The sequence below is a fragment of the Citrobacter sp. Cpo221 genome, from assembly GCF_030332345.1.
Taxonomy (GTDB): Bacteria; Pseudomonadota; Gammaproteobacteria; order Enterobacterales; family Enterobacteriaceae; genus Citrobacter; species Citrobacter portucalensis.
The window spans coordinates 17,223-29,904 of the sequence record NZ_JAOWIA010000063.1; the positions used below are offsets into that span (position 1 = coordinate 17,223).

Genomic DNA, 12,682 nt, shown 5'->3' on the forward strand with positions numbered 1-12,682 from the left:
TCCGTTTTTTTATATGTGGGATTTATACAATCTCTTCGGCATATTGCCAGAGTGATTTCAGCAGCATCAACTTTTCTTTGTTATCCGCATACTGCTGGCTCAATAACTGCAGTTCATTGGCGTAATTTTGCAAAAACTCCGGTGTGAATACCTGGCGGCGATGGTCCAGCCAGCGTTGCTGTTCTGCTTCGTCCAGCGTTCCCGGGAAGTTACGTGCACGGTAATTAAACAGCAGCTTTTCAATGCGCTTATCGACGAAGGAGATATCCAGCGCCGGTAAATTGCGCGGTTCGGTTTCCAGAACGATTTTCATCGCCGCACGGTCAGCATCGCTGAAAAAGCCGTTGTACAGTTGGGCATCCACGTTATCTGATGGTGTAAAGGGTTCCGCATCGGCAAAGATCGCGACCACTTTGTCGCGTATGTGCGGATTTTCGCGCAGAATTTTGAGATTATCCAGACAATGCTGGCGGTTAATGCCAAGACGGTCGGCATCTTCCGGACGCAGGGTATTCGCCTGTGCCAGTACCGGGCATTTGTTGATGTGCACCAGTTTAACCGGTACGGCCGGGTTATCACCCAGATCCGCTTTAGACGTGTACAGCCGTTCGCGCAGGGCGTCGCTGTCGAGTTCGAGCAGCGGCGAAATATCACCGGCTAAGTCGACCATAATAACCGCGTTACGATTCTCCGGATGCCAAGCCAACGGCGCTACCCAACTGGTGTTGCCGCGCCATGCGCCGAACATACCGGAGACATGGACCAGCGGCTTCATTTGCGGGACATCAATTAGCGCGGCCAGCTTGTGCTTATTACGATGGCTGTAGAGATAATCAAACAGACGCGGTTGGCGCGACTTCACTAATTGCGCCATTGCGATCGTGGCGTATACGTCCGCCATCGCATCGTGAGCATTGGCATGCTCAATACCGTTGGCTTTGGTCAAATGCTCCAGGCGAAAGCTGGGTAAGCCGTCGTCGTTTTCCGGCCAGTTAATGCCTTCAGGGCGCAGGGCATAGCAGGCGCGCATCACATCCAGCAGATCCCAGCGCGAATTATCGTTCTGCCAGCTCCAGGCATAGGGATCGTAGAAATTGCGATACAGGATGTTACGCGTCACCTCATCATCGAAGCGCACGTTGTTATAGCCCAGGATACAAGTTTTCGGCACGGTGAACAGGGCGTGGATGCGTGCAGCAAAAGCGGCTTCATTCTCTCCCTTTTCACGTGCTTCCTGCGGTGTGATACCCGTAATCAACACCGCCTCTGGCTGCGGCAGATAGTCGTCTGCGGGTTTGCAATAAAAGACCTCTGGCTCGCCTATGATGTTGAAATCATTATCTGTGCGAATAGCCGCAAATTGCGCGGGTCTGTCCAGCGCCGGATGGGTACCAAAGGTCTCGTAGTCGTGGAAGAGAAAACCAGGTTGCTGCTTGCCGTCATTCATTGTTCAGTTATGTCCGGGATCAATTTAGCGCTGGTTCAAGAATACCAAAAAATAGCGAGATAATCAGCCATGGCATTATCGAAGCTGGATTGTGCACGCAATAAAATTGAGATAAACAGGGCATTAATGGAATTAATTAATAAATTTCGCACTGTTAAAATAAATTACGGAAATAAAATATCTTGAAGTTGCGGATTTGTAAACAATCTAACTGATAACCATTATTGTTATTTTATTCTTCTTTGTTGTGTTCTGGAAACTTTAAAAGTCTTTTATAAACAATGGGTTTTTATTTATGCCAATTCGCTGTCATGCATTGTAATGAAATGTGATTGATGTAAAAAATAAATATTCTAAACGCCATATAATTATTGGATATATCTAATAACAGGAGGTTATATGAGCATTAGTCGGCGTAATTTTTTGCGAGGCGTGGGTATAGGCTGTTCAGCCTGCGCGATAGGCAGTTTCCCGCCCGGGGCACTGGCACGAAATTCTCCAGAGAGTATCAAAGGGAAAACATCCCTGACGCCAAGTTTGTGCGAGATGTGTTCTTTCCGCTGCCCAATTCAGGCTCAGGTGATTAATAATAAAACGGTTTTTATTCAGGGGAACCCTAATGCGCCTCAGCAGGGGACACGTGTCTGCGCTCGTGGCGGCAGCGGCGTTAGCCTGGTCAACGACCCTCATCGCATTGTTAAACCCATGAAACGCACAGGGCCTCGCGGGAGCGGTGACTGGCAGGTTATTAGTTGGGAACAGGCGTATAAAGAAATCGCCGAAAAAATGACGGCAATAAAAACGCAATATGGTCCCCAGGGAGTCGTCTTCTCGTCTAAATCCGGCTCGCTGTCTGGCCATTTATTCCACCTCGCGACGGCTTTCGGGTCACCGAATACCTTTACTCACGCATCAACGTGTCCTGCCGGTAAAGCCATTGCCGCTAAAGTTATGATGGGTGGTGATTTAGCCATGGATATCGCCAATACCCGTTATATGGTCTCTTTTGGCCATAACCTCTATGAAGGGATCGAGGTTGCTGATACGCATGAGCTGATGACCGCGCAGGAGAAGGGTGCGAAGATGGTCAGCTTCGATCCCCGTTTGTCCGTATTCTCCAGCAAGGCGGATGAATGGCATGCGCTCAAACCGGGCGGCGATTTACCGGTGCTGATGGCCATGTGTCACGTCATGATCAATGAAAATCTGTATGACGCAGACTTTGTGGCGCGCTACACCACGGGGTTTGAGCAACTGGCAGAAGCGGTACAAGAGACCACGCCGGAATGGGCGCAGCAGCTCGCGGATGTGCCTGCTGATGTCATTGTTCGGGTCACCCGCGAAATGGCCGCCTGCGCGCCTCATGCCATCGTCAGTCCGGGCCATCGAGCGACGTTTTCGCAAGAAGAAATTGATATGCGGCGCATGATTTTTACCCTCAATGTGCTGCTTGGCAATATTGAGCGTGAAGGCGGTTTGTATCAGAAAAAAGCGGCGGCAACTTACAATAAGCTGGCTGGAGAGAAGGTCGCTCCGGTGCTGGCAAAACCCGATGTCAAATTACCCAAGCCAACGGCGCAGCGTATCGATCTGGTAGCCCCGCAGTTTAAGTACATCGCGGCGGGCGGTGGTGTGGTGCAAAGCATCATTGATGCTGTGTTAAACCAGACGCCTTATCCGGTGAAGGGATGGATTATGTCCCGACACAACCCTTTCCAAACCGTAACCTGTCGACCAGATCTGGTCAAAACCGTTGAACAGCTCGACCTTGTGGTCAGTTGTGATGTCTATTTAAGCGAAAGCGCGGCGTATGCCGACTACCTTTTGCCTGAATGTACTTACCTTGAGCGCGATGAAGAAGTTTCAGACATGTCGGGCCTGAATCCCGCCTATGCCCTGCGTCAGCAGGTAGTAGAACCTATTGGGGATGCGCGTCCGAGCTGGCAAATCTGGAAAGAGCTGGCCATGCAGTTAGGCCTTGGCCAATTCTACCCATGGCAGGATATGCAAACGCGTCAGTTATACCAGCTTAATGGCGATCATGCGCTATCGGCTGAGTTGCGTCAGAAAGGGTATCGGGAGTGGGGTGTTCCGTTACTGCTGCGTGAACCTGAAGCGGTGCGTCAGTTTGTGGAACGCTATCCGGGCGCGGTGGCGGTTGACAGCGACGGTACCTATGGCGAGCAACTGCGCTTTAAATCTCCGTCAGGAAAAATCGAACTCTATTCCGAAGAGCTGGAAACGCTCCTGCCTGGCTACGGTATTCCGCGCGCACGCAATTTTGCGCTCAAAGGCGACAGTGAACTCTATTTTATCCAGGGAAAAGTGGCGGTTCATACCAACGGTGCGACGCAATACGTGCCACTGCTTAGCGAGTTGATGTGGGATAACGCGGTGTGGATCCATCCGCAAACGGCCCGTGAAAAAGGCATCAAAAGCGGCGATGACATCTGGCTAGAAAATGCAACGGGCAAGGAAAAAGGCAAAGCGCTGGTCACCGCCGGAATTCGGCCCGATACGCTGTTTGTTTATATGGGATTTGGCGCCAAGGCGGGAGCCAAAACCGCAGCGACAACGCACGGTATCCATTGCGGTAATTTGCTTCCGCATGTCACCAGTCCGGTTTCCGGTACGGTGGTCCACACCGCTGGCGTTACGCTTCGTCGGGCATGAGAAAGGAGAACATCATGAATCAATCTACAAACCCTTATGTCATGCTGCATGACGAGAAACGCTGTATCGGCTGTCAGGCATGTACGGTTGCCTGCAAAGTTTTGAATGATGTGCCAGAGGGATTTAGCCGCTTACAGGTGCAGATCCGTTCACCCGAACATGAACCCGAGGTGCTGTCCCACTTCCAGTTTGTTCGCGTTTCCTGTCAGCATTGTGAAGATGCGCCGTGTGTCAGCGTTTGTCCGACCGGTGCGTCATTTCGCGACGAAAATGGCATTGTACAAGTGGATAAGTCTCGCTGTATTGGCTGCGACTACTGCGTTGCCGCTTGTCCGTTCCATGTCCGTTATCTCAATCCGCAAACGGGAATTGCCGACAAATGTAACTTCTGTGCAGATACCCGACTCGAGAGCGGTCAATCGCCCGCCTGTGTTTCCGTTTGTCCGACGGATGCGCTGAAATTTGGTCGTCGCGACGACCCGGAAATTCAGCACTGGATAAATCAAAAAGAGGTTTATCGCCAGCAGGATACGCGTAGCGGCCCGGTGAGTGTTTATCGGCGTAAAGAGATCCATCAGGAGGGTAAAGCATGAATTCTATCTGGGGAGCAGAGCTTAACTATGCGCCGGACTACTGGCCGCTGTGGCTCATTTATGCAGGCGTTGTTATTGTGCTGATGATTGCGGGCCTGGTTATGCACGCGCTATTACGTCGGATGCTGGCACCCAAAACGGCAACCGGAGAAGAACACCGGGATTACCTCTATTCGCTGGCAGTTCGCCGCTGGCACTGGGGTAATGCGCTGCTTTTTATCCTGCTTTTGCTGAGCGGCCTGTTTGGGCACTTCTCTGTCGGACCGGTGGCATTGATGGTGCAGGTACATACCTGGTGCGGCTTCGCCTTGTTGGCCTTCTGGGTTGGTTTTGTGCTAATCAACGCAACCAGCGGCAACGGTTGTCATTATCGGGTGAAGTTTAACGGGTTGATATCACGCTGCTTGTTGCAAACGCGATTTTATCTGTATGGCATCATGAAAGGTGAGCCGCACCCGTTTGCCGCAACGGCAGAGAGTAAATTTAACCCGCTACAACAGCTGGCTTATCTGGCCATCATGTATGCGCTGGTTCCGCTGCTAATCATCACCGGGTTGTTATGCCTCTACCCGCAGGTGGTAGGGGCTGGGCCTGTGATGCTGGTGCTGCATATGGTGTTGGCGATTGTCGGCTTACTGTTCATCTGTGCACATATTTACCTGTGCACGCTGGGTGACACTCCGGGGCAGATTTTCCGCAGCATGATAGATGGCTATCATCGTCATCGCAGCCATCACGCAGAGACAGCACCGCGCAAAGGGTAACACCAGACGTGGTTGATATCTGAAATCCTATCCTTACAGCAAGAAAATGTGCCTTATGTCACATTTTCTTGCAATTTATCCATGTTTGTTCGCCAGAACTTCCGTAAAAAGAACGGCTATTTCTCCATTTCCTGAGGACATGCTGTTGAAACGCCGTTTGTTTATTGCCGCTTCACTATTTGCGATGATTTTTTCGCCCGCGTATGCGACCGACGTCGCCAGTTTCGCTCCACAGCCTCCAGCAATTAATGCCGGGGCGTGGGTATTAATGGATTACACCACGGGCCAAATCCTGACAGCCGGAAATGAACACCAGCAGCGCAACCCTGCCAGCCTGACCAAGCTGATGACCGGCTATGTTGTCGATCGCGCAATCGACAGCAAGCGTATTAGTCCGACAGATATTGTCACTGTAGGACGAGATGCCTGGGCGAAAGATAATCCGGTATTCGTCGGTTCATCCTTAATGTTCCTGAAAGAAGGGGATCGCGTTTCTGTGCGCGATCTGAGTCGCGGGTTAATTGTTGATTCCGGTAATGATGCCTGTGTGGCGCTGGCGGATTACATCGCCGGAGGGCAGCCGCAGTTTGTCGCGATGATGAACAACTATGTGCAAAAGCTGAACCTGCGGGACACGCATTTTGAAACGGTACATGGTCTGGATGCGCCAGGTCAGCATAGCTCAGCTTACGATCTGGCTGTGCTGTCGAGAGCTATCATCCATGGAGAGCCGGATTTCTACCATATGTACAGTGAAAAAAGCCTTACCTGGAACGGAATTACGCAGCAAAACCGTAACGGTTTGTTGTGGGATAAAACCATGAACGTCGATGGTCTGAAGACAGGACATACCTCCGGCGCTGGATTCAACCTGATTGCTTCTGCCGTTGATGGGCAGCGCCGCCTGATTGCGGTTGTGATGGGGGCGGAGAGTGCGAAAGGGCGTGAAGACCAGGCGCGAAAACTGCTGCAATGGGGACAACAGAACTTCGATACCGTGCAGGTTTTACGTAGCGGTAAGCAGGTCGGTATTGAACGGATCTGGTATGGCGATAAAGAAAAAATTAGCCTTGGCACAGAGCAGGATTTCTGGATGGCCATGCCTAAAGCCGAAGTCGCTAATATCAAGGCAAAATATGTTCTTGATAAGAAAGAACTGGTTGCCCCCATTGCTGCCCATCAACGTGTGGGGGAAATTGAACTCTACGATCGGGATAAACTGGTGGCGCACTGGCCTCTGGTTACGCTGGAGTCTGTCAACGAAGGCGGTGTCTTCTCGCGTTTGAGCGATTACTTCCACCACAAGGCGTAGTTTTTCCTGATGTGCCTGACTGGCAAGAGTGCGAATATGCTCACATAATAATCACTGATTCCTTGTGGCCGTCATACCTAAAAATTACACTGTATATAAATACAGTGTAATAACGGAGGTTATATGGAGTACGAGATAAAGCAGGTTGAGAAACGCATAATTGCCGGTTTCCATATGGTTGGACCGTGGGAACAAACGGTAAAGCAGGGTTTCGAGCAGTTAATGATGTGGGTCGACGGTAAGCAGATCGTACCGCTGGAATGGATAGCTGTTTATTACGACAATCCTGACGTTGTTCCGGCGGAAAAACTTCGTTGTGATACCGTGGTGTCTGTGCCTGAAGGTTTTGAGATCCCAGAAAACAGCGAAGGGGTGATCCAGACCGAACTGGCGGGGGGCGACTATGCTATCGCCGTTGCGCGCGTTGAAAATCATGACTTCGCGACGCCGTGGTATCAGTTCTTTGAGCGCCTGCTGCAGGATTCGACGTATGCGATAGCCGCTAAACCTTGCTTTGAAGTTTATATGAACAATGGCATGGAGGACGGCTACTGGGACATTGAAATGTACGTGCCGGTACAGTCGAAGTAACTGTTTTTGGTGTAAATCAGGATGAATGTCCTGGTCATCAGGGTGATGTTTTCACTCAAAAAACAGGTACAATTCTGTTCTTTGCAATTCCCTGACGGAGTGCATGAGTGCGTGCAGATAAGTCACTGAGTCCTTTTGAAATTCGTTTGTATCGTCATTATCGTGTGGTGCATGGTGTTCGCATTGCGCTGGCGTTTCTTTTTACTTTTCTGTTGGTTCGCCTGTTGAACATTCCTGAAGGTACATGGCCTCTGATTACGTTGGTGGTAATTATGGGGCCTATTTCCTTTTGGGGGAACGTTGTCCCCAGAGCGTTTGAGCGTATTGGCGGGACAATTCTGGGCTCGGTACTTGGGCTGGTGGCTCTTCGTCTGGAGCTCTTTTCACTTCCGCTAATGCTGATATGGTGCGCGGTGGCGATGTTTCTCTGCGGCTGGCTGGCACTGGGTAAAAAGCCGTATCAGGCGTTGCTGATTGGTATAACGCTTGCGGTCGTTGTGGGTGCCCCCGCTGGAGATATGAACACAGCGTTATGGCGCGGTGGCGATGTTATTCTGGGTTCATTACTGGCAATGCTGTTTACCGGTATCTGGCCGCAGCGGGCATTTATACACTGGCGAATTCAGCTGGCGCATTGCGTAACGGGGTACAATCGGGTGTATCAGGCTGCGCTATCTCCCAACCTGCTGGAGCAACCGCGACTGGAGAAGCATTTACAACAGCTTTTAAGCGATGTTGTCAAAATGCGTGGGCTCATCGTCCCCGCCAGCAAGGAAACCCACATTCAAAAATCAATCTTTGAAGCTATTCAAACGGTTAATCGTAACCTGGTCTGCATGCTTGAGCTGCAAATCAATGCGCTTTGGGCCAGCCGTACCAGCCACTTTGTCATGTTGAATGCGCACACTTTGCGTGAAACACAGCTCAGGACACAACAGGCGCTACTGACGATAACCCACGCATTGTATGAAGGTAATCCACAACCGGTGCTTGCCAATACGGAAAAACTCAATGACACCGTGGTGGAGTTACGTCAGCTTATTGCTGAGCATAAGGGCGATAATGTCGCTGAAACGCCCATTCACGGCTACGTTTGGCTAAATATGGAAATGGCGCGACAGCTGGAGTTGCTCTCTCATTTGATCTGTCGCGCGCTGCGCAAATAAAGAGCAGATGAGGGGATTGGTTCTACTGCTGCTTCGATTCAGCAACGATTAGAGGTATGATACTGAAAAAGGCTAAAACCATTGGTAACTGCAATGGCTTTACCCTCGATAATTCAGGTTTCAACCATGCATGGTCGATGCAGATGCAACTTGAAGTATGGCGGGCATGAAAGTAATGTTGACCCACTTTAGCCGTTGTTTTAACGAATCCGAATCTCACATTATCAGGGGTGTAAAAATGGAAACTACCAAGCCTTCTTTCCAGGACGTGCTGGAATTTGTTCGTCTGTTCCGTCGTAAAAACAAACTGCAACGTGAAATCCAGGACGTTGAGAAAAAGATCCGTGACAACCAGAAACGTGTTCTGCTGCTGGACAACCTGAGTGACTACATCAAGCCTGGAATGAGCGTGGAAGCGATTCAGGGCATTATCGCCAGCATGAAAAGCGATTATGAAGATCGTGTTGATGATTACATCATCAAAAACGCTGAGATCTCTAAAGAGCGCCGCGACATCTCTAAAAAGCTGAAAGCGATGGGCGAAGTGAAAAACGGCGAAGCGAAAGCCGAGTAACGATTTTATGCTTGTTCGGGTCGCTGCTTAGCGGCGGCCCTTATTGCAGTTCGACCCCGCCAGTTACCATCCGCAACAAATGCTGTTCCGGCCAGTGCTCCGTCAATTTTTTCTGCGTCAGCATCCATTTAATGTAGTCCACATCATGACGCTTTCTGTCGAGCATCAGACCGACTACGCTGCCACTGTGCGCAACGTTGACACCGTATAAATCACATTCTTCTACCAGCGCTAAAAGTGAATCAAAATTTGGTTTAGGTAACAGCAACTGGCTGGCGATCGCGCTCAGCGTGGCGGCTTCACCCATCCGATAGGGATTTTGACTGATACAGGCTTCCTGTACCTTTTCCCATGCGCGTTTCAGCGCTGGAGCGCCTGCCAGTAATCCTGACTGGCGTGGAGTACGGTGATAATCAGCAGTAAGCAAGGTTTCCGGACTTTCGAGAACCAGCAGATCGAGTTGAGGCTGGGCTTCACAGGCAATTTGCGCGGAGGCGTCGTTATGATCGAACAGCGTAAGCTGGCGGAAAACGGTGCTGTCGGTAGGTTCCAGCGAAACGCAAAGCTGCGCCAGAGTGGATTCGTCTAGCTGATGCCCCAGATACTGCGCCGTGGCGATTGCCGTGGCGGCGATATCCGCTGTGCTGCTGGCCATCCCTTTAGCGACAGGAATGGTTGACTGGACATCAATTCGGATATCCTGACTCATGTGTGCCGGGTATTGCCAGTGCAGCAATAACCTCTCAACCATCGCCCGCGAAAGTGGGCGTTCATCTGTCAGCGGTGAACCTGAAGTGACCTCAACGGTGCTATACCATTCAACCGGGCAGGAGACCAATTTCTCACTGCCCAGAATCCAGCCCTGGATAAGTTCTCCGCACGATGCGGGACATTGCGCAACAGCCACGTCTTCACCTATGTGATCAGCAATCCTCGGCGCATAGTGTCATGGCGATCGCGCTATTACCATGATTTGCCGCAATTTGCGGTGCGGCAGTATTATGCAGGAATGCCCAATGTCACAGTTTCAGATATCGCTAAACGCATAACGTCTTGCGCAATCATCAGCTCTTCATTGGTATTAATCACCGCCACTTTGACCATCGCATTTTCAGTCTGAATGAAGGTGGCATTACGCTGATTTTTTTCCTCATCAACGGCCAGACCCAGGAAATTCAGATTACGACAGATCGCAGCGCGCGCCCGTGCGGAGTTTTCGCCAATACCACCGGTAAACACCAGGGCATCCAGACCGCCCATCTGCATAATATAGCTACCAATGGTGGCACGAATGCGCTCAGCAAAAAGCGTCAACGCCAGCGCAGCCTGGTGATTGCCCGTATCTGCGGCATGTTCAACGTCGCGATAGTCAGGTGAGATACCAGAAACACCGAGCAATCCGGACTCATTGTTGAGCAATTGGTTGAGCTGCTGCGGTGTTTTGCCTTCTCGCAGGGCAATCCACGGTAAAATGGACGGATCGATATCGCCACTTCGCGTGCCCATCATCACGCCAGACTGCGGCGTAAAGCCCATTGACGTATTCACCGATTGTCCGCCTTTGATGGCGCAGATGCTGCTGCCGTTGCCCAGATGACAACAAACAACGCGCAGGGCGCTGAGTGGTACACCCAGTTTTTCAGCAAGCTGTGAGCTAACGTATTTGTGGCTGGTACCATGAAAACCATAGCGACGAATACCCAACTCTGCATAGTAACGCCAGGGCAGGGGATAGATGAAAGAAGGCTCATCAAGCGTTTGATGAAAGGCGGTGTCGAACACCGCAACGGCTGGCGTTTTGGGCAATAGCTGGCGGAATACCGCGATCCCCAGCGCATTGACCGGGTTATGCAGAGGAGCCAGTTCCGCGAGGCGCTCGATTTCTGCCAGCGTTTCATCAGTTACCAGCGCTGAGTCTTTAAAGGATTCCCCGCCGTGCGCGACGCGATGGCCCACGCCGTCGATCTCATCCAGACTGCTGATAATGTGGTGGTTGAGCAGTTTTTCCAGGAGCAACGTTACGGCTTCACGGTGATCGGCTACGGGCAAAGTCTCCTGCCATTTCTGCGCTGGCGTTTTTAGGGTGACCTGTGCATCAGACAAACCGATACGTTCAATCAACCCCTGACAGATCATTTCACCCTGCGGCATCGCCAGTAGTTGAAATTTAAGCGAGGAACTACCTGCATTAATGGCCATTATTTTGTGAGACATGAAGGTTCCTTTGCATTCAGAAAAATGAACATCTCATCGACCCCGGTATTCTCCAGCGCGCTGGTGACAAATACTTTTTGCGCACCAGCCTGAACTAACCAACTCTCCGCAAGAGAAATACGCTGCGGGTTGGCTAAATCGGCTTTGGTAACGAGGCCAATAACGGGTCGGTTCATTGGTCCGGTAAAACCGGGAGAAAATGGTGACCACGGCGCGTCAGCATTGAGTACCAGCGCAATAATGTCTGCTTCACAGGCGCTGGCCAGCAGCGCACTGTACAGGCAGCGGTTCTCAAGATATTCACCCGGCGTGTCTATTGTCGTAGGAGACCAGACTATGGCCTGGGTCTTCTGATAGTGAAGTGCCTCTCCCCGCATGCACTGCGTGAGCGACGTTTTACCGCACTGGCTGGGGCCAATTAGCATGATACGTTTCATGAGATTACGTCCGGGTGATGGGACACGCGGTAAAACGCATCATTTCGCCCAGCGTTCGGGTTACCTGTTTCAGTGCGTACTCAACGGCAGAAACATCACCCGTCAGTACCACCGCGCCGGTAAACCGGTCGAGAAAACCAATCTCTACCGCCCCGGATTTCGTGGCGATATCACAGGCGATGATTGAGGCTTCGCTGGGGGTAATGGTCAGAATACCGATTGCGGAAAGCGAATCGGGTAATCCCAGTTTCTTGAACAAATCTTTACCTGGATTAGCAATAAGATGCGCCAGCGTGACCTGTTTGCCAGGTACATATTCCTGAATCATTCGATCCGTGGTGGGTTGTCTTTCCATTATCCCTCCACCATTTGTCGCCACATGCTTTCATGCGGGCGGGGTATGACCGAGCGGTAAACCAGCAGGCCTTTTTCACCCGCACTTTCACTGGCAACCGTCACCGCGTTATTCACATCGGATACATCGCCAGCAACGACCATGTAGCACTTGCCGCCAATACCAAATGCCATATGGACGCGTACCAGCGTGACGTTGGAGGCTTTAACCGCCCGGTCGGCGGCGCAGATGCAGGCAGCAACGCTCCATGTTTCGACAATACCAACAGCCTGACGCTTATCCACGCTGTTTAGTCCGCTGATTGCGGGGAGTACGCTGGCATGAATGTTGGGGAGTACCAGACTGTCAACGAGCATATCGCCTGCAAGAGATGTTCCAGTGGCAATCGCCTGTTGTACGGCACCTACGTCACCACCGAGCATGAGTAGAAATTTTCCCGGGCAGATGGTCTTGCTGACCAGTAAATTCACATTCGCGCTTTTTAACATGGCATCGCCAGCTTCCATTCCTTTGGCAATGCTGGTGAGTTCTAAAATCCCTATAGCCTGAGACATGA

Annotated in this window: 13 protein-coding genes; 7 read left to right on the forward strand and 6 right to left on the reverse strand. The window is 51.2% G+C overall.

Going from position 1 to position 12,682, the window contains the following annotated elements; translation table 11 throughout:
- Positions 1–22 precede the first annotated feature (22 nt).
- Positions 23–1,447 carry an exodeoxyribonuclease I gene (gene sbcB / locus OGY72_RS23385; protein WP_286549849.1) on the reverse strand — a complete coding sequence of 475 codons (1,425 nt, stop codon included), beginning with the start codon at positions 1,445–1,447 and terminating at the stop codon, positions 23–25.
- Positions 1,448–1,846: 399 nt separating this feature from the next.
- Here sbcB and phsA point away from each other — a divergent pair, with 399 nt between their 5' ends.
- From phsA to OGY72_RS23420, 7 genes are all read left to right on the forward strand, one after another.
- Positions 1,847–4,120, forward strand: a complete 2,274-nt coding sequence (gene phsA / locus OGY72_RS23390; protein ID WP_286549851.1) for a thiosulfate reductase PhsA — start codon at positions 1,847–1,849, stop codon at positions 4,118–4,120.
- Positions 4,121–4,134: 14 nt separating this feature from the next.
- Positions 4,135–4,713, forward strand: a complete 579-nt coding sequence (gene phsB / locus OGY72_RS23395; protein ID WP_003834185.1) for a thiosulfate reductase electron transport protein PhsB — start codon at positions 4,135–4,137, stop codon at positions 4,711–4,713.
- Positions 4,710–5,477: a thiosulfate reductase cytochrome B subunit gene (gene phsC, locus OGY72_RS23400; protein WP_200921409.1), complete on the forward strand. Its 768-nt coding sequence runs from the start codon at positions 4,710–4,712 to the stop codon at positions 5,475–5,477. Before phsB ends, phsC begins: the two co-directional genes overlap by 4 nt.
- A 139-nt stretch (positions 5,478–5,616) precedes the next feature.
- Entirely contained in the window at positions 5,617–6,789 is a 1,173-nt protein-coding gene (dacD, locus tag OGY72_RS23405) for a serine-type D-Ala-D-Ala carboxypeptidase DacD (protein WP_286549854.1), read from the forward strand.
- A 123-nt stretch (positions 6,790–6,912) separates the two neighbouring features.
- The gene (gene sbmC / locus OGY72_RS23410; RefSeq protein ID WP_008785156.1) at positions 6,913–7,380 is read left to right on the forward strand and encodes a DNA gyrase inhibitor SbmC; all 468 of its coding nucleotides are present in this window, start codon (positions 6,913–6,915) and stop codon (positions 7,378–7,380) included.
- Between the two features lie 107 nt (positions 7,381–7,487).
- A complete protein-coding gene (locus OGY72_RS23415) occupies positions 7,488–8,546 on the forward strand; it encodes an FUSC family protein (protein WP_198801593.1) in 1,059 nt (352 codons plus the stop codon).
- 238 nt (positions 8,547–8,784) lie between these two features.
- Complete coding sequence (locus OGY72_RS23420) at positions 8,785–9,120, forward strand: DUF496 family protein (RefSeq protein ID WP_003834176.1); 336 nt, start codon at positions 8,785–8,787, stop codon at positions 9,118–9,120.
- A gap of 40 nt (positions 9,121–9,160) precedes the next feature.
- On the opposite strand, the gene OGY72_RS23425 is transcribed toward OGY72_RS23420, so the two are convergent.
- The 5 genes from OGY72_RS23425 to pduT form a co-directional block, all read right to left on the reverse strand.
- Positions 9,161–10,027, reverse strand: a complete 867-nt coding sequence (locus tag OGY72_RS23425) for an L-threonine kinase (RefSeq protein WP_286549859.1) — start codon at positions 10,025–10,027, stop codon at positions 9,161–9,163.
- Between the two features lie 92 nt (positions 10,028–10,119).
- Positions 10,120–11,334 (reverse strand): acetate/propionate family kinase, encoded by a 1,215-nt coding sequence (locus OGY72_RS23430; RefSeq protein WP_003834172.1) that lies wholly within the window; start codon positions 11,332–11,334, stop codon positions 10,120–10,122.
- The gene (pduV, locus tag OGY72_RS23435; protein WP_126317739.1) at positions 11,319–11,771 is read right to left on the reverse strand and encodes a propanediol utilization protein PduV; all 453 of its coding nucleotides are present in this window, start codon (positions 11,769–11,771) and stop codon (positions 11,319–11,321) included. The genes OGY72_RS23430 and pduV overlap by 16 nt, the downstream gene beginning before the upstream one ends.
- A 4-nt stretch (positions 11,772–11,775) precedes the next feature.
- On the reverse strand, positions 11,776–12,126 hold the full coding sequence (pduU, locus tag OGY72_RS23440; RefSeq protein WP_003834168.1) for a propanediol utilization microcompartment protein PduU: 351 nt from the start codon (positions 12,124–12,126) through the stop codon (positions 11,776–11,778).
- Positions 12,126–12,680 (reverse strand): propanediol utilization microcompartment protein PduT, encoded by a 555-nt coding sequence (gene pduT / locus OGY72_RS23445; RefSeq protein ID WP_003030201.1) that lies wholly within the window; start codon positions 12,678–12,680, stop codon positions 12,126–12,128. The genes pduU and pduT overlap by 1 nt, the downstream gene beginning before the upstream one ends.
- Positions 12,681–12,682: the final 2 nt, after the last annotated feature.